The sequence below is a fragment of the Seohaeicola saemankumensis genome, from assembly GCF_042678485.1.
Classification (GTDB): domain Bacteria; phylum Pseudomonadota; class Alphaproteobacteria; order Rhodobacterales; family Rhodobacteraceae; genus Seohaeicola; species Seohaeicola saemankumensis.
The window spans coordinates 243,812-263,330 of record NZ_JBHTKR010000006.1 but is presented as its reverse complement, the minus strand read 5'-3'; the positions used below and the strand labels follow the sequence as shown (position 1 = coordinate 263,330).

20 protein-coding genes are annotated in these 19,519 nt (G+C 64.5%); 10 read left to right on the top strand and 10 right to left on the bottom strand.

Going from position 1 to position 19,519, the window contains the following annotated elements; genetic code table 11:
- Positions 1 to 21: 21 nt before the first annotated feature.
- The 5 genes from ACFQ3C_RS16005 to guaA all read right to left on the bottom strand — a co-directional run bounded on the left by ACFQ3C_RS16005 (position 22) and on the right by guaA (position 4,675).
- Entirely contained in the window at positions 22 to 882 is an 861-nt protein-coding gene (locus tag ACFQ3C_RS16005) for an ATPase (protein ID WP_380793856.1), read from the bottom strand.
- Positions 883 to 950: 68 nt separating this feature from the next.
- Positions 951 to 1,880 carry a DMT family transporter gene (locus ACFQ3C_RS16000; RefSeq protein WP_380793854.1) on the bottom strand — a complete coding sequence of 310 codons (930 nt, stop codon included), beginning with the start codon at positions 1,878 to 1,880 and terminating at the stop codon, positions 951 to 953.
- A gap of 61 nt (positions 1,881 to 1,941) precedes the next feature.
- The gene (locus ACFQ3C_RS15995) at positions 1,942 to 2,838 is read right to left on the bottom strand and encodes a DMT family transporter (RefSeq protein WP_380793852.1); all 897 of its coding nucleotides are present in this window, start codon (positions 2,836 to 2,838) and stop codon (positions 1,942 to 1,944) included.
- Positions 2,835 to 3,116 (bottom strand): putative quinol monooxygenase, encoded by a 282-nt coding sequence (locus tag ACFQ3C_RS15990; RefSeq protein WP_380793850.1) that lies wholly within the window; start codon positions 3,114 to 3,116, stop codon positions 2,835 to 2,837. The genes ACFQ3C_RS15995 and ACFQ3C_RS15990 overlap by 4 nt, the downstream gene beginning before the upstream one ends.
- Positions 3,113 to 4,675 (bottom strand): glutamine-hydrolyzing GMP synthase, encoded by a 1,563-nt coding sequence (guaA, locus tag ACFQ3C_RS15985; protein WP_380793848.1) that lies wholly within the window; start codon positions 4,673 to 4,675, stop codon positions 3,113 to 3,115. The genes ACFQ3C_RS15990 and guaA overlap by 4 nt, the downstream gene beginning before the upstream one ends.
- A 189-nt stretch (positions 4,676 to 4,864) precedes the next feature.
- Between guaA and ACFQ3C_RS15980 the strand changes: the two genes are divergently transcribed.
- On the top strand, positions 4,865 to 6,409 hold the full coding sequence (locus ACFQ3C_RS15980) for a trimethylamine methyltransferase family protein (RefSeq protein ID WP_380793846.1): 1,545 nt from the start codon (positions 4,865 to 4,867) through the stop codon (positions 6,407 to 6,409).
- Positions 6,410 to 6,490: 81 nt separating this feature from the next.
- Here ACFQ3C_RS15980 and ACFQ3C_RS15975 read toward each other — a convergent pair whose 3' ends face one another.
- Positions 6,491 to 6,853 carry a DUF6477 family protein gene (locus tag ACFQ3C_RS15975; protein ID WP_380793844.1) on the bottom strand — a complete coding sequence of 121 codons (363 nt, stop codon included), beginning with the start codon at positions 6,851 to 6,853 and terminating at the stop codon, positions 6,491 to 6,493.
- Positions 6,854 to 7,088: 235 nt separating this feature from the next.
- On the opposite strand from ACFQ3C_RS15975, the gene ACFQ3C_RS15970 reads away from it, so the two are divergent.
- The 4 genes from ACFQ3C_RS15970 to lipA all read left to right on the top strand — a co-directional run bounded on the left by ACFQ3C_RS15970 (position 7,089) and on the right by lipA (position 11,164).
- Entirely contained in the window at positions 7,089 to 8,420 is a 1,332-nt protein-coding gene (locus ACFQ3C_RS15970; protein WP_380793842.1) for a DUF6456 domain-containing protein, read from the top strand.
- 79 nt (positions 8,421 to 8,499) lie between these two features.
- Positions 8,500 to 9,138, top strand: coding sequence for a hypothetical protein (locus ACFQ3C_RS15965; RefSeq protein WP_380793840.1), 639 nt, complete (start codon positions 8,500 to 8,502; stop codon positions 9,136 to 9,138).
- A gap of 61 nt (positions 9,139 to 9,199) precedes the next feature.
- Positions 9,200 to 10,132: a LysR substrate-binding domain-containing protein gene (locus ACFQ3C_RS15960; protein ID WP_380793838.1), complete on the top strand. Its 933-nt coding sequence runs from the start codon at positions 9,200 to 9,202 to the stop codon at positions 10,130 to 10,132.
- Between the two features lie 81 nt (positions 10,133 to 10,213).
- The gene (lipA, locus tag ACFQ3C_RS15955; protein WP_380793836.1) at positions 10,214 to 11,164 is read left to right on the top strand and encodes a lipoyl synthase; all 951 of its coding nucleotides are present in this window, start codon (positions 10,214 to 10,216) and stop codon (positions 11,162 to 11,164) included.
- A 46-nt stretch (positions 11,165 to 11,210) separates the two neighbouring features.
- Here lipA and hpt read toward each other — a convergent pair whose 3' ends face one another.
- Complete coding sequence (gene hpt / locus ACFQ3C_RS15950) at positions 11,211 to 11,753, bottom strand: hypoxanthine phosphoribosyltransferase (RefSeq protein ID WP_380793834.1); 543 nt, start codon at positions 11,751 to 11,753, stop codon at positions 11,211 to 11,213.
- A 94-nt stretch (positions 11,754 to 11,847) separates the two neighbouring features.
- Between hpt and ACFQ3C_RS15945 the strand changes: the two genes are divergently transcribed.
- Entirely contained in the window at positions 11,848 to 12,300 is a 453-nt protein-coding gene (locus ACFQ3C_RS15945) for a type II toxin-antitoxin system RatA family toxin (protein ID WP_380793831.1), read from the top strand.
- A gap of 40 nt (positions 12,301 to 12,340) precedes the next feature.
- A complete protein-coding gene (locus ACFQ3C_RS15940; protein WP_380793829.1) occupies positions 12,341 to 13,639 on the top strand; it encodes an MmgE/PrpD family protein in 1,299 nt (432 codons plus the stop codon).
- 21 nt (positions 13,640 to 13,660) lie between these two features.
- On the opposite strand, the gene ACFQ3C_RS15935 is transcribed toward ACFQ3C_RS15940, so the two are convergent.
- From ACFQ3C_RS15935 to ACFQ3C_RS15925, 3 genes are read right to left on the bottom strand one after another with little or no spacing between them, the layout of a single operon-like run.
- Positions 13,661 to 14,140: a CinA family protein gene (locus ACFQ3C_RS15935; protein ID WP_380793827.1), complete on the bottom strand. Its 480-nt coding sequence runs from the start codon at positions 14,138 to 14,140 to the stop codon at positions 13,661 to 13,663.
- Between the two features lies 1 nt (position 14,141).
- Complete coding sequence (locus ACFQ3C_RS15930) at positions 14,142 to 14,642, bottom strand: phosphatidylglycerophosphatase A family protein (protein WP_380793825.1); 501 nt, start codon at positions 14,640 to 14,642, stop codon at positions 14,142 to 14,144.
- Positions 14,639 to 15,778 carry a bifunctional 2-C-methyl-D-erythritol 4-phosphate cytidylyltransferase/2-C-methyl-D-erythritol 2,4-cyclodiphosphate synthase gene (locus ACFQ3C_RS15925; RefSeq protein WP_380793823.1) on the bottom strand — a complete coding sequence of 380 codons (1,140 nt, stop codon included), beginning with the start codon at positions 15,776 to 15,778 and terminating at the stop codon, positions 14,639 to 14,641. Before ACFQ3C_RS15925 ends, ACFQ3C_RS15930 begins: the two co-directional genes overlap by 4 nt.
- 241 nt (positions 15,779 to 16,019) lie before the next feature.
- Here ACFQ3C_RS15925 and dusB point away from each other — a divergent pair, with 241 nt between their 5' ends.
- Genes dusB through ACFQ3C_RS15910 form a run of 3 tightly spaced genes read left to right on the top strand, consistent with a single transcriptional unit; the run spans position 16,020 to position 19,513 of the window.
- Positions 16,020 to 17,030, top strand: coding sequence for a tRNA dihydrouridine synthase DusB (gene dusB / locus ACFQ3C_RS15920; protein WP_380793821.1), 1,011 nt, complete (start codon positions 16,020 to 16,022; stop codon positions 17,028 to 17,030).
- Positions 17,027 to 18,133, top strand: a complete 1,107-nt coding sequence (locus tag ACFQ3C_RS15915) for a two-component system sensor histidine kinase NtrB (protein ID WP_068289821.1) — start codon at positions 17,027 to 17,029, stop codon at positions 18,131 to 18,133. The genes dusB and ACFQ3C_RS15915 overlap by 4 nt, the downstream gene beginning before the upstream one ends.
- A gap of 6 nt (positions 18,134 to 18,139) precedes the next feature.
- Positions 18,140 to 19,513, top strand: coding sequence for a response regulator (locus tag ACFQ3C_RS15910; protein ID WP_380793818.1), 1,374 nt, complete (start codon positions 18,140 to 18,142; stop codon positions 19,511 to 19,513).
- Positions 19,514 to 19,519 lie beyond the last annotated feature (6 nt).

The window sequence follows — 19,519 nt, the reverse complement described above, 5'->3', positions numbered from 1 at the left end:
ATGCAGCAGATAGGGTGCGGGTCAGCCCCGCTCAAGCGCATGGGCGATCAGCGCGTCCACGTCGGCCGCACTCCGAACGGCGGCAACCTCGTCGGCGGTGACGGTCACGCCCCAGTTGCGCGCCATGGCGGCATAGCGCGGCTGGCGATGGGCCAGGGCCTTTGCATAGGTCCAGCGGATGAAGGCGTCGGGATCCACTTCGTCCTCTGACACCTTGTTCTGGCCCAGGTATTCGTTCCACACCTGGTCCAGGAATTCGGCCTGGTAGGACATCGGCTTGGGTGCGCGGTCAAAGCGGCGGATCAGTTCGGCCGTATGGGCCGCGTCGCCCTTGATCCAGACCATCAGCGTGGTCTGCGACAGCGCCTTGAGAACCGGATCTTCCGTGTTTTCGGGATCGACCCATTCACAGATCGACCCGCCCGTGTCGCAGACGAAATGCGGATAACCATAAAGCGCCTCGGCGCGTTCGATGAAATAGCCGGTGTCCAGCAGCGCGTGGATCTCGGCCTGCCGGAACTGCGCCTGGCGTCGGGTATACTCGGCATAAGGTAGCCCGCCCTTGGCGGGATTGCCGGGTTTGCCCAGGTAGGAGGACACGGGCGTGAGGTTGTGAAAGGTGATATTCGATCCGATATAGATTGAATCCGACAGCAGCAGATCGCGCAGGAAGGGCACTTTCATCGCCTCGGCCTTGGCATTGTCGGCGATGTATTCACCCATGTAGCGGGTGCCGATACGGTAATCGATCGAGTAGTGGAACCAGTCGCCATGATCACGCAGAAGCGTGGCCAGATGGGTCTTGCCAAGCCCTGACATGCCGAAGAACAGCAGCCGTTTTCGTGGTGCGTCCCGCCATTCCGCCGCAGATGTATAGATCATGGTCACATCCCTTTTGCCTGGTCGCTGTGGTAGCCCCGGCGCAAAGGGGGGTCAACGCTCTTGCACGTCTACTGTGCGGGGGGCGGCATGGCGCCTGCCGCGCGGCGACGGTTCAGGATGCGTCCGTCGATCACCACAAGCCCCGCCGCCAGCAGCGCAAAACCGGCATAGGCGCGCAGCGGCAATGCCTCATCCAGGAAGATGGCCCCCAGCATGATCGCCACGGGCGCCACCAGCAATGTGACCAGCAGCACATTGCCCGACCCCGCCATGCCAAGCACGCGGTAATAGAGCAGATAGGCCAGGGCCGTGGCCACGATCGACAGATAGGCAATGGCGATCCAGGTGATACCGGCATAATCCATCGCGGGCAGGCCGTCGCGCAGCAGGGCCAGGGGCAGGATCACCAGCGTCGCACCGCTCAGCATCCCGGCGGCGGCCACTTGCGGCGCCAGCCCCGACAGGCGCGCGCGGTTGAAGGCACTGCCAAAGGCATAGCATAGCGCCGCCCCGATCAGCGACAGTTGCGCCAGTGCGGTCAGGTCCAGACCGCGCACCGCATCGGGGCCGATCACGGTGACGGCCCCGGCAAAGCCAAGCCCGATGCCGGCCAGCTTGCGCCGGGTCAGGCGCTCGTCGGCAAAGACCAGCGCGGCCACCAGCACGCCGAACACGGCGGTGGAGCAGTTGAGGATCGACGCCAGCCCCGAGGGGATATGCGTCTGCCCCCAGGTGATCAGCGCGAAGGGCAGCGCCGTGTTCAGCGCGCCGGCAAAGACGAAAGCCGCCCAGACCAACGGATCGCGCGGCAGCGGCAGACGGCGCAGCAGCACATAGGCCCACAGGATCAACGCGGCCCCGGTCACGCGGAATGCGACCACGCTGACGAAACCCACCTCGCGCAGGATCACGGCATTCGACAGGAAGGACGCGCCCCAGATGCCGCCCAGCAACAGCAGTTCGGCCCAGGCCCTGAGTGAGATGGATTTCTGTGTCATGCGGCGGTGTTATGCCTGCGACAGGATGCCCGCAACCCGTTTCCCGTGGTTGCGTGACCTGTCACTTCGGACGGCGCGTCTCGTGCCAGATGTTCAGGTAGTTGCCCGCGAAGATCACCAGCGCTCCGGCAAAGACGAACAGGTCCAGCGGTTCGTTGTACAACACCATGCCCACCACGGCGATCACGGGAAGGCGGGTGAAATCGATCGGAATCACCACCGTTGCGGGCGCGATCGACAATGCATTTGTCAGGCAGAAATGCGCGAGCAGGCCCGCGCAGCCGATCACCGCCACGAAGGGCAGGCTGGTGGCCGAGGGCAGGGCGATGTCACCGTCATAACCGGCCGCGATCAGCCCGAAGACCACTTGCGTCGTGGTCAGGTAGAACAGGATGCAGGCGATGCTTTCGGTGCGTGTCAGCTTTTTCGTCAGCATGATGGTGAAGGCAAAGCAGATCGCCGACAGGGCCGCCGTGACCACGCCGGGGTTCAGGCTTTCGGGGTTGGGACGCGCCACGATCAGAATGCCGATGAACCCCATGACGGCGGCCAGCGTCCGCATCGGCGTCAGGCGTTCGCCCAGCACCAGCGGCGACAGCACCAGAACCCACAGGGGCGAGGTGAATTCCAGCGCGAAGACCTGCGCCAGCGGGATCACCGTCACCGCGTAGAACCACAGGTTCTGCCCGCTGAAATGCGCCAGATTGCGCATGATCTGAAGGCCGGGATGGCGGCGTGTGACCTGGCCCCAGCGCCCGGTCAGGGTCAGGATGCCAAAGACGATGATCACGCCCACAATGGACCGGTAGAGCATGATCTCGAATGTATCGAGATCAAAGGCCGCCTCGCGCCCGGCGACGGCCATGGCCGAAAACGATGCGATGGCCCCGATCATCCACAGCGCCGCGCGCAGCACTGGCGGCGGCGCGGGAAGGATGGCGGGGATCGGACTGGTCATGCGGCACCGTCTTCGGTGATCAAATAGTCGCGCGGGATGTCTGCGGTCTGCACGGCCCAGTCGCTGGCCCCGGTGCGGGTCTGATGCGCGTCGAAGGCGGCGCGGTCGGTGAAAGCCTCATCGACCTGCCAGATCAGCGGGTCATCGGTGGCCATCACGTCAAATGACAGGCAACCAGGCTCTGCGCGGGTCAGGCGGGTATGCGCGGGCAGGCCCATCATCACGGCCCGCGCCTGGGCGTGGGTCGTGCAGATCAGTTGCCCCGATAGCCGTATCACTCCCACTCGATCGTGCCCGGCGGTTTCGAGGTCACGTCATAGGTGACGCGGTTGATGCCCTTGACCTCGTTGATGATGCGGGTTGCGGTTTCGCCCAGGAAATCATGGCTGAACGGATAGTAATCCGCCGTCATCCCGTCGACCGATGTGACCGCGCGCAGGGCACAGGCGAAATCATAGGTGCGCCCGTCGCCCATCACGCCGACGGTGCGGACAGGCAGGATCGCGACGAAGGCTTGCCAGATATCGTCGTAAAGCCCGTGGCGGCGGATCTGGTCGATGAAGACCGCATCGGCGCGGCGCAGGATCTCCAGCTTTTCGCGCGTGATCTCGCCGGGGCAGCGGATCGCAAGGCCCGGTCCGGGGAAAGGGTGGCGCCCGATGAAGCTGGCCGGCAGGCCAAGCTCATGGCCCAGCGCGCGCACCTCGTCCTTGAAGAGCTCGCGCAGCGGTTCGACCAGTTTCAGACCCATCTTTTCGGGCAGGCCGCCGACATTGTGGTGCGACTTGATCGTGACGGAGGGCCCGCCGCTGAACGAGACGGATTCGATCACGTCAGGATAAAGCGTACCCTGGGCCAGGAATTCCGCGCCCTCGATCCCGCTTGCGTATTTCTGGAACACGTCGATGAACAGACGCCCGATGATCTTGCGCTTTGTTTCCGGATCGGAAACACCCTCAAGTTCTCCCAAAAACAGGTCCGCCTCATCCGCATGGATCAAGGGAATGTTGTAATTGTCCCGGAACATGGTGACGACCTCGGCGGCCTCGTTCTGGCGCAGCAGGCCGTGGTCGACGAAGACGCAGGTCAGCTGATCGCCGATCGCCTCGTGAATCAGAACGGCCGCGACGGATGAATCGACACCACCGGACAGGCCGCAGATCACGCGCTTGTCGCCGACCTGTTCGCGGATCTTGCGGATCGCTTCCTCGCGGTAAGCGCCCATGGTCCAGTCGCCGGTAAAGCCCGCGATGCGGATGAAATTCTCATAAAGCGTCTTGCCGTTCGGCGTGTGATGCACTTCGGGGTGGAACTGCACGGCATAGAATTTCCGCGCAAGATCCGCCGTGATCGCGAAGGGCGCATTGGGCGAGGTGCCATAGACCTCGAACCCCGGAGCGATGCGGCTGACATGGTCGCCATGGCTCATCCAGACCTGTTCGCGTTCCTCAAGGAACCATCCGTTCAGCAGGTCGATCCGCCCGTTGGCGGGGGTCACATAGGCGCGGCCGAATTCCGCGGTGCCATGACCCGATTCGACCATGCCGCCCAGCATCTGCATCATGACCTGCTGGCCATAGCAGATCCCCAGAAGCGGCACGCCCAGCGTAAAGACGCTTTCGGGCGGGCGGGGCGATCCCGCGCGCGTCACGCTGTCCGGCCCCCCCGACAGGATCACGGCTTTTGGCGCGAATTCGGCCAAAAAGGCATCGGTGACCTTCTGATAGGGATGGATTTCGCAATAGACGTTCAACTCGCGCAGACGACGCGCGATCAGCTGCGTCACCTGGCTGCCAAAGTCGATGATGAGAAGGCGGTCATGGGATGTCTGGCTCATGTCTGCCTCCTAGGCCAAGGTCAGGCTTTGCGCAAGCCTCGGCGCGGTGTGCGACGGCGCAGACAGGGGCGGCAATGTCGCTTTTTCCCCTCAATGGCCGGATTTCTCACCCAAGGGGGGCATGGAACCGGGTATCAGGTGGCAAACCCGCCAGCGGGGCGGTGTGTTTCGGCATGAAGGATGATAAAGATGACAGAGGTTCAGACGCGCAGACCGGCACGGGGTGGTGGCGGGGCGGCGCGACGCGCCGAGCGTGGGGCCGTGTCCTTCGAGACAGCCCAGTATATCCGCCGCAATATCCCGAATTTCGAGATCCTGACCGAAGAAGCGCTGGAGATCATCGAAACCAATGCCGAAACCGTGCTGGCCGAGATCGGGGTGAATTTCGTCAACAACCCCGGCGCGCTTGCGCTGTGGCGCGATGCGGGCGCCGAGATCGAGGGCGAGCGTGTGCGAATCCCGCGCGGCCTGGCGCGGCAGCTTTGCGCCACCGCACCACGCGAATACACCCAATATGCCCGCAATCCGGCGCGCAACGTGGTGATCGGCGGCAAGAACCTGGTGCTGGCCCCGGTCTATGGCCCGCCTTTCGTGCATGATATCAAGGGTGGACGCCGCTATGCCACGATGGAGGATTTCCGCAAGTTCGTGAAACTGGGCTACATGTCCAAATGGCTGCACCATTCGGGCGGCACGGTTTGCGAGCCGACGGATATTCCCGTCAACAAGCGTCACCTGGACATGCTGCATGCCCATATGACCCTGTCCGACAAGCCCTTCATGGGGTCAGTGACAGAGCCGTCGCGCGCACAGGATTCGGTCGAGATGTGCGAGATCCTGTTCGGTCGCGATTTCGTGCAGAACAACACGGTCATGACCAGCCTGATCAACATCAACTCGCCCATGACCTTCGACGACGTGATGATGGGCAGCCTCGAGGTCTATGCCCGTAGCAACCAGGCCGCGATCATCTCGCCCTTCATCGTGGGCGGCGCGATGGCGCCGGTGTCGGTGGCGGGGACGCTGACGCAGGTTCTGGCCGAGGTGCTGGCCGGCATCGCCTACAGCCAGCTGGTGCGCCCCGGCGCGCCGGTGATCTTCGGTGCCTTCGTGACCTCGATCGACATGAACTCGGGCGCGCCCACCTTCGGCACGCCGGAAGCCAGCCAGATCACCTATGGCGCGGGGCAGTTGGCGCGGCGCATGGGGCTGCCGTTCCGCTCGGCCGGGTCGTTCTGCGGATCGAAACTGCCCGACGCACAAGCAGCCTACGAGACGGCCAACAGCCTGAACATGGGGCTGCTGTCAGGCGTCAACTTCATGCTGCATGCCTGCGGCTGGCTGGAAGGCGGGCTTGTCTCGAGCTTCGAGAAATTCGTGATGGATGCGGACCAGTTGGGCGCCTTGCACAAATTCGCCGAAGGCGTGGCCATTGACGAAAACGCGCAGGCCATGGGGGCCATCCGCGAGGTGGGCCCCAGCGGGCATTACCTGGGCTGCGCCCATACGCAGGCGAATTTCAAATCCGCCTTCTGGCGTTCGGATGTGTTCGACTACAAACCCTATGAGACCTGGCACGAGGAAGGCGCGCGCGACACCATGGCGCTGGCCGCCGTCAAGGTCGAGCAGATGCTGGCCAATTACCAGCAGCCGGCGCTTGATCCTTCAATCGCGGAAGGTCTGGCCGACTATGTCGCGCGCAAGAAGGACAGCATGGCCGACGCCTTCATGTAAGGCCGTGCGACATGTCAACAAAGCGGGCAGGGCGGTCATCGGACCGCCCTTTTTCCTTTCCCATTGGCAGCCGCCCAGGGCCTAGCCCAGCGGTTCCAGCGCGGCATGGGCCGCCGCGCCCGCCGGAATCGCGGGATCCGCCCCCACCACTGTCAGCATCGGGCGGGTTGCACGCAACAGGCGCGCCTCGCCCATGACGGCGATCATCACCTCGACATGGCGGATGGTGGAATAACCCGTCTCGCCCATGCGGCGGTTGTCGTCCATGCCGGCCTCGATTTCCATCAACTGTTCCAGCGCGGGGGCAGGCCGGGGCAGCCCGCCATGCCCAAGGATTCGCGGCAGATTGATATCGCGCCGGTAATTCTCGGCGCCGATGCGGGCCGTGCGGATCAGCAGGCGCGGGCGGCGCAGGCTGTCAAGCCGGTGCAGGATGTCGTTCATGGCGTGGCTCCTTGTGCAGGGCCGGGCGGATTGCCCGGTCTGCCTGACTGAAACACGACCAGGGGGGATGTTGCGCTTCGGGCAAAAGCAGCGCGCGCCGTCTTTGCGATTATTCAAGATTTGGAAACAATTATGAACAAAACAGGGGAATGTTAACGAACTGGTAAGAATTGCATTCTTAGGTTGCAAGTCCGCCTGGGGATAACCTGTGGAGAAGAAAGACAGGAGGATTGACATGACTACCTTTGACACCGCCTCGACCGGGGATGATGGGTCGCGTGCGGTTTTGGCCGGGGGATTGGCGCCAAGTTGGGTGCCAAAGACCGCCCTGCGCTATCTGGCGCATATCGAGGCCGGCTTGCCGATCCGCGAATTGGCGCGCAATGCGGGCTGTCATGCCTCGACCATCCTGCGCCAGATCCGCAAGCTTGAGAACCGGCGCGACGATCTTCTGGTGGATGAGGCCTTGCGCCAGCTTGGCGGCCTGCATTTCCGACCATTTCCGCCGACCGATCGCGCAACTGATCCCGAAACCGATCTGGCGGCAATGTCCCCGTTGCTGCCTCCGCCGCCTGCCCAGGTCCCGCTGAAGGAGCATGTGCCCATGACAACCAAACTTGACCCTCAGGCCGCAGGACATGATCTGCCGGATTCCCCGCAGGGCGAACCGACAGTTCCCGCCGCGCCATCGAACGAGATGTTGCGCCGCGAAGGGCGGCGCGTGCTGCGGCGGCTTGCCGAACCGGGGGCCGTGCTGGCGGTGGCTGCGGAAATGGACAAGGCCGTGGTTGTCCGGGACAGTATAGACGGGGGAACGACGCGTACCGCCGTCGTGGACCGTGCCATCGCGCAGGCCATGGCGCTGAAGGAATGGATCGTCTGCGACACGCCGGGCCGGGTGTCGCGCTACCGGATCACCGGGGCCGGGCGCGCGGCGCTGGGATTGCTTGTGGCCGAGGCTGAAAATCTGGCCCGCCAGGGCATGAACGAGGGCGGCGCGCAGTTCGCGGGCCAGTACGGTGACCAGTTCGGGCGCCAGTTCGTGGACAAGGCTGCCCAGGGCGTGCAGGTGGACGGCGCAGATCATGACGCAGAGGGTGCCAGCGCCGGGGCCAGCCGCCGCAGGATGCGCTATTGCGTCAACGAATCGCCATTGCTGGCGCTGGCGCGACGGCGCGACAAATCCGGCCAGCCTTTCCTGTCGGATGAGCTTGTGACGGCCGGAGAACGCCTGCGCGAGGATTTCGAACTGGCGCAGATGGGTCCGAAGGTGGCGCAGAACTGGGACCGGTTCCTGACCGCAGGGGTGCAGGGCGGGGTGCCTGCAACGGGTGTCGCGCGGGGCCCCGAGGCTGCCCGCGCGCGCATCAGCGCGGCGCTGCGCGATCTGGGGCCGGGGCTTGGGGATGTGGCGCTGCGGTGTTGCTGCTACCTCGAAGGGCTGGAACAGGCCGAGCGGCGGATGGGCTGGTCGGCGCGATCCGGCAAGATCGTCCTGCGTATCGCGCTGCAACGCTTGCGCCGCCACTATGACGATCTGGGCAAGGGTGGCGGCATGATCGGCTAGACCGGGGACTGTCACGGTTCGGCCTTAAAACGGCCGGATCCCGGGGGCAGCATGGCATCTCCTGATAAGTGGTATGCCCATGTTTGACGATCGTTCCCGCGTGAAACGCCTGCACCTGCCCGCAACCTTCCGGCCGCGCTATCCCTGGTTCGTCTGGTTCGCCATGGGAATGATGTCTCTGCTTGCGCTGCTTTCCTTGTGGGCGGCGTCCTGGGGGCTTGTCCGTGGTTCGCTGCCGAGCGATCCGGGTCTTCGGGATGGTGTCGTGACCTCACTGGTCGTGGGGCTTTTCCTGCTGAGTTTCCCGCTGCTTCTTCTGTGGTCGGCGGTGCGGGGCTTGCCCCGGCTACATGTCGACCACGGGATCGTGCAGCTCACCTCGATCCTCGGCAAGGTTCAGGTGCTTCGCCTGTCCGACTATGCCGAGGTGTCGCTTGGCGAGACGGTCCTTGCCAGGGGCTATCAACCACGGCTGGAAGCGGTTCCGATGACGCCGGGCGCCAAGCTGCAGATGCTTGCCCTGGGCCCCTTCGTCAAAACCAGGCCCGAGGCCGAGGCGCTTGTAGCCCTGATCCGGCATGCCGCGGGCGAAAGGCCCAAACCCCTGCCCGTGCAAGAGGCCCGTCTGCATCGTCAGAACCGCAGGGAATGGGTGGCTCTTACGGCGATCATCATCTGTGCCTTCGCGCTGCTTGTCCTTCTCAGGATGTCAGAATGACATGGGCGCCATTGTCATAATGGGCGTTGTCAAGAACGGGGCTGATGCATAACTTCGCATTATGAACATCACCCTGCGACAACTGGCTTATTTCAAGGCCCTGGCGGAACAGCGCAATTTCGGCCGTGCGGCCGATGTGGTGCACGTGTCGCAGCCTGCGCTGTCGGTGCAGATCCGTGAGTTGGAAAAAAGCCTTGGTGCGCCGCTGGTCGAACGGCAAGCCCGCGATGTGGTGCTGACACCTTTCGGGCGGCGCATCCTGGCCCATGCCGCGCGGGTGCTGGAGGCGACACAGGCGCTGAGCGACGCGGCGCGCTGGCGCGGCGGGCTGTCCGGTGAATTGCGGCTTGGGCTGATCCCGACGATCGCGCCCTATATCCTGCCCGGCGCGCTGGAGGCGTTGCGCTCGCGCGATATTTCGCTGGACGTGCAGGTGCAGGAGGCCAAGACCGACCGCCTGCTGGCCGAGTTGCGCGCGGGGCGTCTGGATGCGGCGGTGATCGCGCTGCCCTCGGCCGAGGGCGGGCTGGTCGAGATCCCGTTGTTCGAGGATCGGTTCCTGCTGGCCGGGACCAAGGCGCGGCTGGCCGCGCTGGGGGCCGGCGCCGAGGCGTTGCGCCCGGTAGAGCTGGGGGCCAGCCAACTGCTGTTGCTGGAGGAAGGGCATTGCCTGACCGACCAGGCTCTGGAGGTGTGCGGCCGTGGCCGGGGCCACGCGCAGATCAACATGGGCGCGTCGTCGTTGAGTACGCTGTCGCGGCTGGTGGCGGCGGGGTTCGGGCTGACGCTGATGCCCGAACTGGCGGCGCTGCAGGAACAGCGCGCCGCCCCCGAGATGCATCTGATGCGTTTCAGCATGCCTGAACCGGCACGGCATGTGGGGCTGGTGCGGCGGGAATCCAGCCTGGACGATGGCTGGTGCGCGCCCCTGGCCGAGATCCTGCGCGATGTGGGCGGCGGGCTGGTTCACCTGGCGCGGCGCGATATTCCCTGATGCTGCGGCCTTGCGGGTCTTTAATCCGGCCCTAATTGCGCGTATGTGAAGGCAAGTCACCAAAGCCTGAAAGGCATCCAGATGCGCGATCTGAAGATCCCCGGCCAGCGGCACCCCGAAAAAGCCCACCGGCCCGACAATGCCCAGCCGAAGAAACCCGACTGGATCCGGGTCAAGGCCCCGACCTCGCAGGGGTACAAGGATACGCGCAACATCATCCGCGAGCACAAGCTGGTCACGGTCTGCGAAGAGGCGGGCTGCCCCAATGCCGGCGAATGCTGGAGCCAGGGCCACGCCACCATGATGATCATGGGCGAGATCTGCACGCGCGGCTGCACCTTCTGCAATATCGCCACCGGCAAGCCGCAGACGCTGGATGCGTTCGAGCCGGGCCGCGTGGCCGATGCGGTGGCCAAGCTGGGGTTGAATCACGTGGTGGTCACATCGGTCGACCGGGACGATCTGGACGATGGCGGGGCCGAGCATTTCGCCCAGACCATCCGCGCCATCCGTCATCGCGCCCCCGGCACCACGATCGAGGTGCTGACCCCCGATTTCCTGAAATGCGATCCCTCTGCGCTGGAAACGGTCGTTGCGGCGCGGCCGGATGTGTTCAACCACAACCTGGAAACCGTACCGGGCCTTTACCCCGAGGTGCGCCCCGGCGCGCGTTATTTCCATTCGCTGCGCCTGTTGCAGCGGGTCAAGGAGCTTGATCCGTCGGTCTTTACCAAGTCGGGGATCATGGTCGGGCTGGGCGAGGGGCGTCAGGCGGTGCTGCAGGTCATGGATGACATGCGCGCGGCCGATGTGGATTTCCTGACCATCGGTCAATATCTGCAACCCACGCCGAAGCATCACGCGGTGGACCGTTTCGTGCATCCCGATGAATTCGCGGCCTATGAAAAGGCTGCTTTCGGCAAAGGCTTCCTGATGGTGTCGGCGACACCGCTGACGCGATCCTCCTATCATGCGGGCGATGATTTCGCGCGGCTGCGCGACGCACGTCAGGCGCGACTGGGCCGCGCCTGAACGTCACCGGGGCTGAACGTCACCGCGCCTGAACCTCACGCAGAGGTCAGACATCGGTAAAGCGGACCTTGCCGATATAGGGCAGGTTGCGGTTGCGCTGCGCGAAGTCGATGCCATAGCCCACCACGAATTCGTCGGGGATCTCGAAGCCGGTCCAGTCGGCCTTGATCGGGGCCTCGCGCCGGCTGGGCTTGTCCAGCAGGGCGATGGTTTTCAGCCGGTGCGGATCGCGCGACAACAGCAGCTGGCGCACATGGTAAAGGGTGTGGCCGGTATCCACGATATCCTCGACCACCAGCACGTCGCGCCCTTCAATTGCGCCCCGCAAGTCCTTGAGAATGCGAACTTCGCGGCTGCTTTCCATCGCGTTTCCATAGGATGACGCCTCGAGGAAATCGACCTCGACGGGCAGATCCAGTTCGCGGACCAGATCCGCGATGAACACGAAGGATCCGCGCAGAAGGCCCACGACAACCAGTTTGTCCGTATCGGCAAATTCGGATTCGATCAGATGGGAGAGGGCTTCGATCCGGGCGGCGATGGCCTTGGCCGAGATCATCCGGTCGATGACATAAGGACGCTGTGTCATGGGTTTTCCTTGCAATTCGGCGCTCACTCTACGAAATGAGGCCCCACTGTCACGCGCGAAAATGCTTCACAGACGATCAGGACGACCTACAGCAATGCCCACCCATTCCGAAACCCGCAGGCTGCCCTATAGCGCGCAGCAGATGTATGACCTGGTGGCGGATGTGGCGAAATATCCGCAATTCCTGCCATGGTGCGCCGCGGCGCGGATCAGGTCCGTCACCCCGCGCGCCGATGGGGCGCAGGTGATGGAGGCGGATCTGGTCATCAGCTTCAAGGTGTTTCGCGAACGATTCGGCAGTCGCGTCACCCTCTGGCCCGCGCAGATGCAGATCGACACCGAATACCTGGATGGGCCGTTTCGCTACATGAAATCCAACTGGGCTTTCAAGGATGCGCCTGATGGCGGGTGCGACGTATCCTTCTTCGTGGATTTCGAATTCCGTAACGCGGTTTTGCAGGGGATCATCGGCGTTGTGTTCAACGAGGCGATGCAGCGGATCGTGCGGGCCTTTGAACGCCGCGCGGCGCAGCTTTACGCGGCCTGAAACCGCGCTATGCTGGCCGCCGAACCGGGGAGCCGCATAGATGACAATCACCACGCAACTTGCTGAATTCGCAGCGCAAACAAAAGCGTCAGATCTGCCCGCATCGGCGCTTCGGATGATGCGGCTGTCGATGCTGGATTGGGCGGCGGTGGGATTGGCTGGCCGTGACGAGCCTGTGGCGCGGATCACCCGGGACATGGTGCTGGACGAGGGCGGCGCACAGCAGGCCGCACTGATCGGGCATCCGGGGCGGGTCCCGGCGCGCGCGGCGGCGCTGTCAAACGGTGCGACAAGCCATGCGCTGGATTATGACGATACGCATTTTGCCCATATCGGGCATCCTTCGGTGGCGGTGATCCCGGCCGCACTGGCCGTGGCCGAGGTGCAGGGCGCCGATGGCGCGGCCTTGCAGGCGGCAGCCCTGATCGGGGTGGAGGCGTCGATCCGCGTGGGCGTCTGGCTGGGGCGCGACCATTACCAGACCGGATTCCACCAGACGGCGACTGCCGGCGCCTTTGGCGCAGGTCTGGCCGCGGCGCGGCTGATGGGGCTGGATGCGGGGGGCTGCGCCATGGTGCTTGGCTTGCTGGCGACCCGCGCTTCGGGTCTGAAGTCGCAATTCGGCACGATGGGCAAGCCGTTCAATGCCGGGCTTGCCGCGGCCAACGGGGTTGAGGCGGCGCAATTGGTGGCGCGCGGTTTCGTGGCCAATCCGGATGCGCTGGAAAGCCCGCAGGGCTTTGGGCCGACCCATGCCGGTCAGAACATCAGGGATGCGATGCAAGGCATTGGTCAGGCATGGGTTTTTGAAACCGTCAGCCACAAGTTCCATGCCTGCTGCCATGGCCTGCATGCTGTGTTGGAGGCTGGGCTGACCCTTGCGCCGCTGGATCCGGCGGCGATCGACCGGATCGAGGTTGCGACGCATCCGCGCTGGATGACGGTGTGCAACCAGGTCGCGCCCATGACCGGCCTGGGGGCCAAGTTCAGCTATGGCACGGTGCTGGCGATGCAGGTTCTGGGTCATGATACGGCGGTACTGGACAGCTACAGCGATGCCGTCTGCGCTGATCCGGCCCTGCAGGACCTGCGCGCACGCGTGCATGTGACGGCGGATGACAGCGTGGCGGAAACCGCCACGCGGCTGCGTGTCACCCTGCGCGATGGCGCGGTGCGGACCGCGACCCATGATCTGAATGCGCCCATGACGCTGGATCTGCGACAGGCCAAGATCGCAGCCAAGGCACGCAGCCTTCTGGGTACCGCGCGGGCCGATCAGATCTGGTCCCTGATCGAAGGCCAGGCCAGTGCGCGGGAATTTGCAAAAAATCTCGGTTAAACATTGCCTTGAGAGGCGTTATTAACGCGCCTTTCCGGCCGACAGAAGCAGGGCGAGGGCGTGTTCGGTTGCGGCGCCACGCACGGCTTCGCGGCCGCGCGCGCCGAATTCTACCGTTTCGGTCCATGTGTCATGGCCCCGCTGCGCAAGCCCGAAGCAGACGCGCCCTTCGGGTTTGACATCTGACCCGCCGGGGCCTGCGATACCCGTGATCGAGACCGCCACATCGGCTTTGGATGCGGCCAGCGCACCCTCAGCCATTTCTCGCGCCACAGGCTCGGATACGGCGCCATGGTCTGCAAGGGTTTGGGGCAAGACGCCCAGCATGTCGGTTTTCGCGCCGTTGGAGTAGGTGATGAACCCGCGGTCGAAGACGTCGGATGACCCGGCGATATCGGTTATCGCCGCGGCGACCATGCCGCCCGTGCAGCTTTCGGCGGTGGCGACGCGCAGGCCCTTGGCGCGGCAGACGGTCAGGATGTCTATGGCAACTGCGCGCATCTCAGAACCCCAGCACGCCATGCGACAGGCCGGCGCCAAGGCCCACCATTATCGCGGCCAGGATACCGGCGATCACGTCGTCCAGCATCACGCCGAACGGCCCGACTTGCCGATCGGCCCAGCCGACGGGGCCGGGTTTTGTGATGTCGAACAGGCGAAATGCCACGAAGGCCGTGATCCAACCCGGCCAAAGCGCCAGCACGCCCGCGCCGGAATGGCTGGCGCCGATCATCACGGGCAGCAGCGCGATCCATTGGCCGACAATCTCGTCGATCACGATTTCTGACGGGTCATGATCGTCTTTACCCTTTGTTTCCAGTGCCGTGGCCCACCATCCTGCGGCAAAGGCCAGCACGATGCCCGCGCAGAACAGTGGCACACCGCCCAGCATGTAAAGCGCCCAACCCGCCGGAAGTGCCGCCAGCGACCCCCATGTGCCGGGCGCAGGCCGCAGATGGCCGACATGGCCGAAAGTGGCGATCAGGTGGCTGGCGCGGCTCATGGTTTGACCAGGGTTGCTGTGGCCAGTGCGGCGATGCCTTCTTCGCGTCCGGTAAAGCCCAGTCTTTCGCTGGTGGTCGCCTTGACCGAGATCCGGTCGCCCGAAAGCCCCATGATCGCGGCCATTGCGGCCTGCATGGCTGCCGCATGGGGCCCGATCTTGGGGTATTCGCAGACAAGTGTGCAGTCTATGTTACTGATCATGAAGCCGTTTTCCTGGGCCAGCTTGACTGCGTGGCGCAGGAAGATATGGCTGGCGGCGCCCTTCCACTGTGGGTCAGAGGGGGGGAAGTGCCGCCCGATATCGCCCATGGCCAGCGCGCCATAGATCGCATCGGTGACCGCATGCATGCCGACATCGGCATCGGAATGCCCAACCAGACCCCGGCCATGCGGCACCCGCACCCCGCACAGCATGACGTGATCCCCCGGCCCGAAGCGGTGCACGTCATATCCATTGCCCAGCCTGATATCCATGCCTGTTCCTTGTCCCGTCAGGATGCGTTCGGCCCGGGCGAAATCCTCGGGCGTGGTGATCTTCAGATTGTCCTCATGTCCCGGGGTGATGACAACCCCGATCCCGGCGGCGCGCGCCACTTCCACATCGTCGGCGGCAGGCCCCTGATGCGCGCGATGCGCGGCCAGCAGGGCGGCATAGGCAAAGCCCTGCGGCGTCTGGGCGCGGTAAAGCCCGTCGCGCGGTTGCAGGCCCGTGACGGTGCCGTCCTCGGCACGCCAGAGCGCATCTGTCACCGGCAGGCCGGGTGCGGCGGCAGGGGCCTTGTCCAGGGCGGCAAGGACCGCCGCGATGACCGCGGGCGGCGTGCAGGGGCGGGCCACATCATGGATCAGCACACGGGTGACACCGGCCCCTTCCAACGCGGAAAGCCCGCAGCGCACCGAAGCGTCGCGGCTGGCCCCGCCTGTCGTCACCATCACGCCCGGCGGCGGGGTGTAGAGGTCCAGATCATCGGGATGCAACACCACAACCGTCAGGTCGATACCGGCGGTGCCGTGAAACAGCGCCACGGACCAGTCGATCACCCGGCGTCCGGCCAGCACGCGCCATTGCTTGGGCTGATCGCCCCCCGCACGGGTGCCGCGGCCTGCGGCCACGATGATCGCGGCCGTGGTCATGCGCGGTGATCCTTGGAAAAACGGGCGTGAGTCACGTGGGGTACGACCTTGCTGTCTGGTGCTGTCTTCTGCATAGGACGCGGGTGTCGAAAGGGCAATGTGCCAGTTTGCCGGTCATTATGCTTAATAATTAGGCAAATGACTGGGGCATGCCTATATTTGACCCAGACACCAAGATGGTAGCGTTGTCGTCCGGCCTCGGCTTGCGGTAGCCAAGAGCCAATGCACAAGGAATAAGCACGTGTCGTTGCATGTAGGAGATCATCCTCTGTCCTTTCCGGTGCTTTTGGCGCCGCTGGCCGGAATCACGGATTTGCCGTTTCGCTCTCTGGTGGCCTCGTTCGGGGCGGGCCTGGTCGTCAGCGAGATGGTGGCGTGCCGTGAAATCGTGACCGGGCGGATCGAAGCGCGCGAGCGGGCTGAACTGGGCGCGGATGTCGCGGGTACCTCGGTGCAGATCGCCGGGCGCGACCCGCATTGGATGGCCGAGGCGGCGCGGATGATCGAAGCCTCGGGCGCGCGCATCATCGACATCAACATGGGCTGCCCGGCAAAGAAGGTCGTGGGCGGATTGTCGGGCTCGGCGCTGCTGCGCGAGCCGGATCACGCCCTGCGCCTGATCGAGGCTGTCGTCGGCGCGGTCAAGGTGCCTGTCACGCTCAAGACCCGTCTGGGATGGGATGATGATTGCCTGAATGCGCCGGATATCGCGCGCCGCGCCGAAGGTGCCGGTGTGCAGATGATCACCATCCACGGGCGGACCCGCTGCCAGTTCTACAAGGGCAAGGCCGATTGGGGGGCGATTGCCGCGGTCAAGCAGGCGGTCGGCATTCCCGTGATCGCGAATGGCGATATCGTCGATGCGCCCACCGCCGCCGCCGCCCTGCGCCTGTCGGGGGCCGACGGGGTGATGGTGGGGCGCGCGGCGCAGGGGCGGCCCTGGCTGCTGGCGCAGATCGCGCATGCGCTTTATGGCACAGCCGCACCGGCCATACCTGTAGGGCAGGATTTTATCGACATGGTTTCAAGGCATTACGAGGCGATGCTGACATTCTACGGGCAGGATCTGGGCCTGCGCGTCGCGCGCAAGCACCTGGGCTGGTACATGGACGAGGCAGGGGCCGCCGCTCCGCTGCGGCAGCGTATTCTGCGCGCAGACAGGGCGGCGGAGGTGTTGCGCCTTCTGCCTGATGCGCTGATCGGGGCGGATCTGCCCGATGCGGGCCAGCCTGACGGGAGGGTTGCTGCATGATCGACGATTCCGCGCTGTGGTCGTCCTTGCCGGTGCCCGCCATTCTGCTGGATCCGCAGGATCGCATCGCCGATGCCAACCCTGCGGCCGAGCTGTTTCTGAACGCGTCGGTCAAGTCGGTCCGGGGGCATCCGGTCTGGGACCGGGTGATGGTCGATGCCCCGATGCAGGAAGCCTTCGATCGGGCGCGCGAAACCTCGACACCGCTTTTCGTGAATGATGTCGATGTCGGCACCGGCGAAAGGGTGCCGCTGCACTGCAATCTTCAGATTTCACCGATGCAGGGGCAGCCGGGTTTCATGATCCTGCTGATTTCGCCACGTGAACTGGCCGGGCGCGTGACGCATTCGCAATCGGTGAAATCGGCGGCGAAATCGGCCATCGGCATGGCCGAGATGCTGGCGCATGAAATCAAGAACCCGCTGGCGGGCATCACCGGGGCGGCACAGCTTCTGTCCATGGGCCTCAGCCCCGAGGATATGGAACTGACCGATCTGATCGTCGAGGAAAGCCGCCGCATCGTGAAGCTGCTGGAGCAGGTTGAACAGTTCGGCAACCTCAGCCCGCCGGACCGTCGCGAGGTCAATATCCATGACGTTCTGGACCGCGCGCGGCGCTCCGCGCTGTTGGGGTTCGGCGCGCATATGAAGATCATCGAGGATTACGACCCGTCGCTGCCGCTGGCCTGGGGCGACCCTGACCAGTTGTTGCAGGTGGTGTTGAACCTGGTCAAGAACGCCTCGGAAGCGGCTGACAAGAATGGCGGCACCATCCGGCTGCGGTCCTATTACGAGCATTCCTTCCGCATGCGCCGCAGCGACGGCCTGGGGCAATCGCTGCCCCTGCAGGTCGAGGTGATCGACGATGGCCCCGGCCTGCCGGCCGATATTGCGGGCGATATCTTCGATCCTTTCGTGTCGGGGCGCGAAAACGGCACCGGTCTTGGCCTGGCGCTGGTCAGCAAGATCATGTCGGACCATGACGGCTGGATCTCGGTTGATTCCGCGCCGGGACGCACGGTGTTCCGCATGTCCCTGCCGCGCGCGCCGCGCGACATGCCGCCGCCACGCAAACCAAACATATCAAAGTCCTCAAGGGAGTAGACGCCGATGGACGGAACCGTTCTGGTCGCCGATGACGATCGCACCATCCGCACTGTGCTGACGCAGGCGCTGACGCGGGCCGGCTGCAAGGTGCATGCCACATCCAGCCTGACCACGCTGATGCGCTGGGTGGCCGAGGGAAAGGGCGATGTGGTGATCTCGGATGTGATGATGCCCGATGGCAACGGGCTTGAGATGCTGCCGAAGATCGCGCAGGACCGGCCCGGTTTGCCGGTCATCGTCATTTCAGCGCAGAACACGATCATGACGGCCATCCAGGCCGCCGAGGCCGAGGCCTATGATTATCTGCCCAAGCCTTTCGATCTGCCCGACCTGATGAAGCGGACGGCGCGGGCGCTGGAAAGCCGCCGTCGTGTGGCGCCCGCGGCGCCGGTCGATGCGGGGGCGGATCGTCCCGACGATCTGCCACTGGTGGGGCGCACGCCGGCGATGCAGGCGCTCTATCGTCTGGTGGCGCGGGTCATGAACACCGATCTTCCGGTCTTGATCTCTGGTGAAAGCGGGACCGGCAAGTCATTGATCGCGCGCGCAATTCACGATTTCTCGGATCGGCGTACGCTGCCGTTCATCACGGTCACCGCAACCGATCTTCAGGACATCGAAGGCCCGGCGCGGGTGCTGGCGCGCGCCAAGGGGGGCTCGGTCCTGTTTGACGAGATCGGCGATATCGAGCTGGAAAGCCAGGCCCGCATCGTACGGATGATGGACAGCCCCGGCGATCACGTGCCGCGTTTCATGGCCACCAGCCAGTCGAACCTGTCCCAGGCGATGGAAAAGGGCCGTATGCGGCAGGATCTGTATTACCGTCTGGGCGGGGCCACGCTTGAGGTGCCCGCACTGCGCGAGCGGGTCGATGACATCCCGCTGCTGGCTGAACATTTCCTGTTGCGTAGCGAAAAGGATGGCGCGCCCAAGCGCCGCCTGTCGCGCGATGTGCTGGAACTGATGCGCGCCTATAGCTGGCCGGGCAACGTGCGCCAGCTGGAAAATGCCATCCGCCGCCTTGTCCTGACCAGCCGCGCCGATGAGATCAGCCGCGCGGAAGTGGAAACGGTTCTGGGCAACCAGCCCGAGATGGAGCCGGTGCTGGGCGGTGGCAACGATACCGAGAAACTCTCGGCCTCGGTCAATCGCCACCTGCGCCGCTACTTCGATCTGCATGGCAACATGTTGCCGCCACCGGGTCTTTATGGTCGCATCCTGCGCGAGGTCGAGGGCCCGCTGCTGGAAATCGCCCTTGAGGCGACAGGCGGAAACCAGGCCAAATGTGCCGATCTTCTCGGGATCAACCGCAATACCTTGAGAAAGAAGATCACGGATCTGGATATTCGCGTGACACGGCGCCGGAAGTTGATGTAAAACCGC

Bases quoted from the DNA above. Each gene is read 5' to 3' on its own strand.
- ACFQ3C_RS16005 (WP_380793856.1), bottom strand. From the start codon at position 882: ATGATCTATACATCTGCGGCGGAATGGCGGGACGCACCACGAAAACGG.
- ACFQ3C_RS16000 (WP_380793854.1), bottom strand. From the start codon at position 1,880: ATGACACAGAAATCCATCTCACTCAGGGCCTGGGCCGAACTGCTGTTG.
- ACFQ3C_RS15995 (WP_380793852.1), bottom strand. From the start codon at position 2,838: ATGACCAGTCCGATCCCCGCCATCCTTCCCGCGCCGCCGCCAGTGCTG.
- guaA (WP_380793848.1), bottom strand. From the start codon at position 4,675: ATGAGCCAGACATCCCATGACCGCCTTCTCATCATCGACTTTGGCAGC.
- ACFQ3C_RS15980 (WP_380793846.1), top strand. From the start codon at position 4,865: ATGACAGAGGTTCAGACGCGCAGACCGGCACGGGGTGGTGGCGGGGCG.
- ACFQ3C_RS15975 (WP_380793844.1), bottom strand. From the start codon at position 6,853: ATGAACGACATCCTGCACCGGCTTGACAGCCTGCGCCGCCCGCGCCTG.
- ACFQ3C_RS15970 (WP_380793842.1), top strand. From the start codon at position 7,089: ATGACTACCTTTGACACCGCCTCGACCGGGGATGATGGGTCGCGTGCG.
- ACFQ3C_RS15965 (WP_380793840.1), top strand. From the start codon at position 8,500: ATGTTTGACGATCGTTCCCGCGTGAAACGCCTGCACCTGCCCGCAACC.
- ACFQ3C_RS15960 (WP_380793838.1), top strand. From the start codon at position 9,200: ATGAACATCACCCTGCGACAACTGGCTTATTTCAAGGCCCTGGCGGAA.
- lipA (WP_380793836.1), top strand. From the start codon at position 10,214: ATGCGCGATCTGAAGATCCCCGGCCAGCGGCACCCCGAAAAAGCCCAC.
- hpt (WP_380793834.1), bottom strand. From the start codon at position 11,753: ATGACACAGCGTCCTTATGTCATCGACCGGATGATCTCGGCCAAGGCC.
- ACFQ3C_RS15945 (WP_380793831.1), top strand. From the start codon at position 11,848: ATGCCCACCCATTCCGAAACCCGCAGGCTGCCCTATAGCGCGCAGCAG.
- ACFQ3C_RS15940 (WP_380793829.1), top strand. From the start codon at position 12,341: ATGACAATCACCACGCAACTTGCTGAATTCGCAGCGCAAACAAAAGCG.
- ACFQ3C_RS15935 (WP_380793827.1), bottom strand. From the start codon at position 14,140: ATGCGCGCAGTTGCCATAGACATCCTGACCGTCTGCCGCGCCAAGGGC.
- ACFQ3C_RS15930 (WP_380793825.1), bottom strand. From the start codon at position 14,642: ATGAGCCGCGCCAGCCACCTGATCGCCACTTTCGGCCATGTCGGCCAT.
- ACFQ3C_RS15925 (WP_380793823.1), bottom strand. From the start codon at position 15,778: ATGACCACGGCCGCGATCATCGTGGCCGCAGGCCGCGGCACCCGTGCG.
- ACFQ3C_RS15915 (WP_068289821.1), top strand. From the start codon at position 17,027: ATGATCGACGATTCCGCGCTGTGGTCGTCCTTGCCGGTGCCCGCCATT.
- ACFQ3C_RS15910 (WP_380793818.1), top strand. From the start codon at position 18,140: ATGGACGGAACCGTTCTGGTCGCCGATGACGATCGCACCATCCGCACT.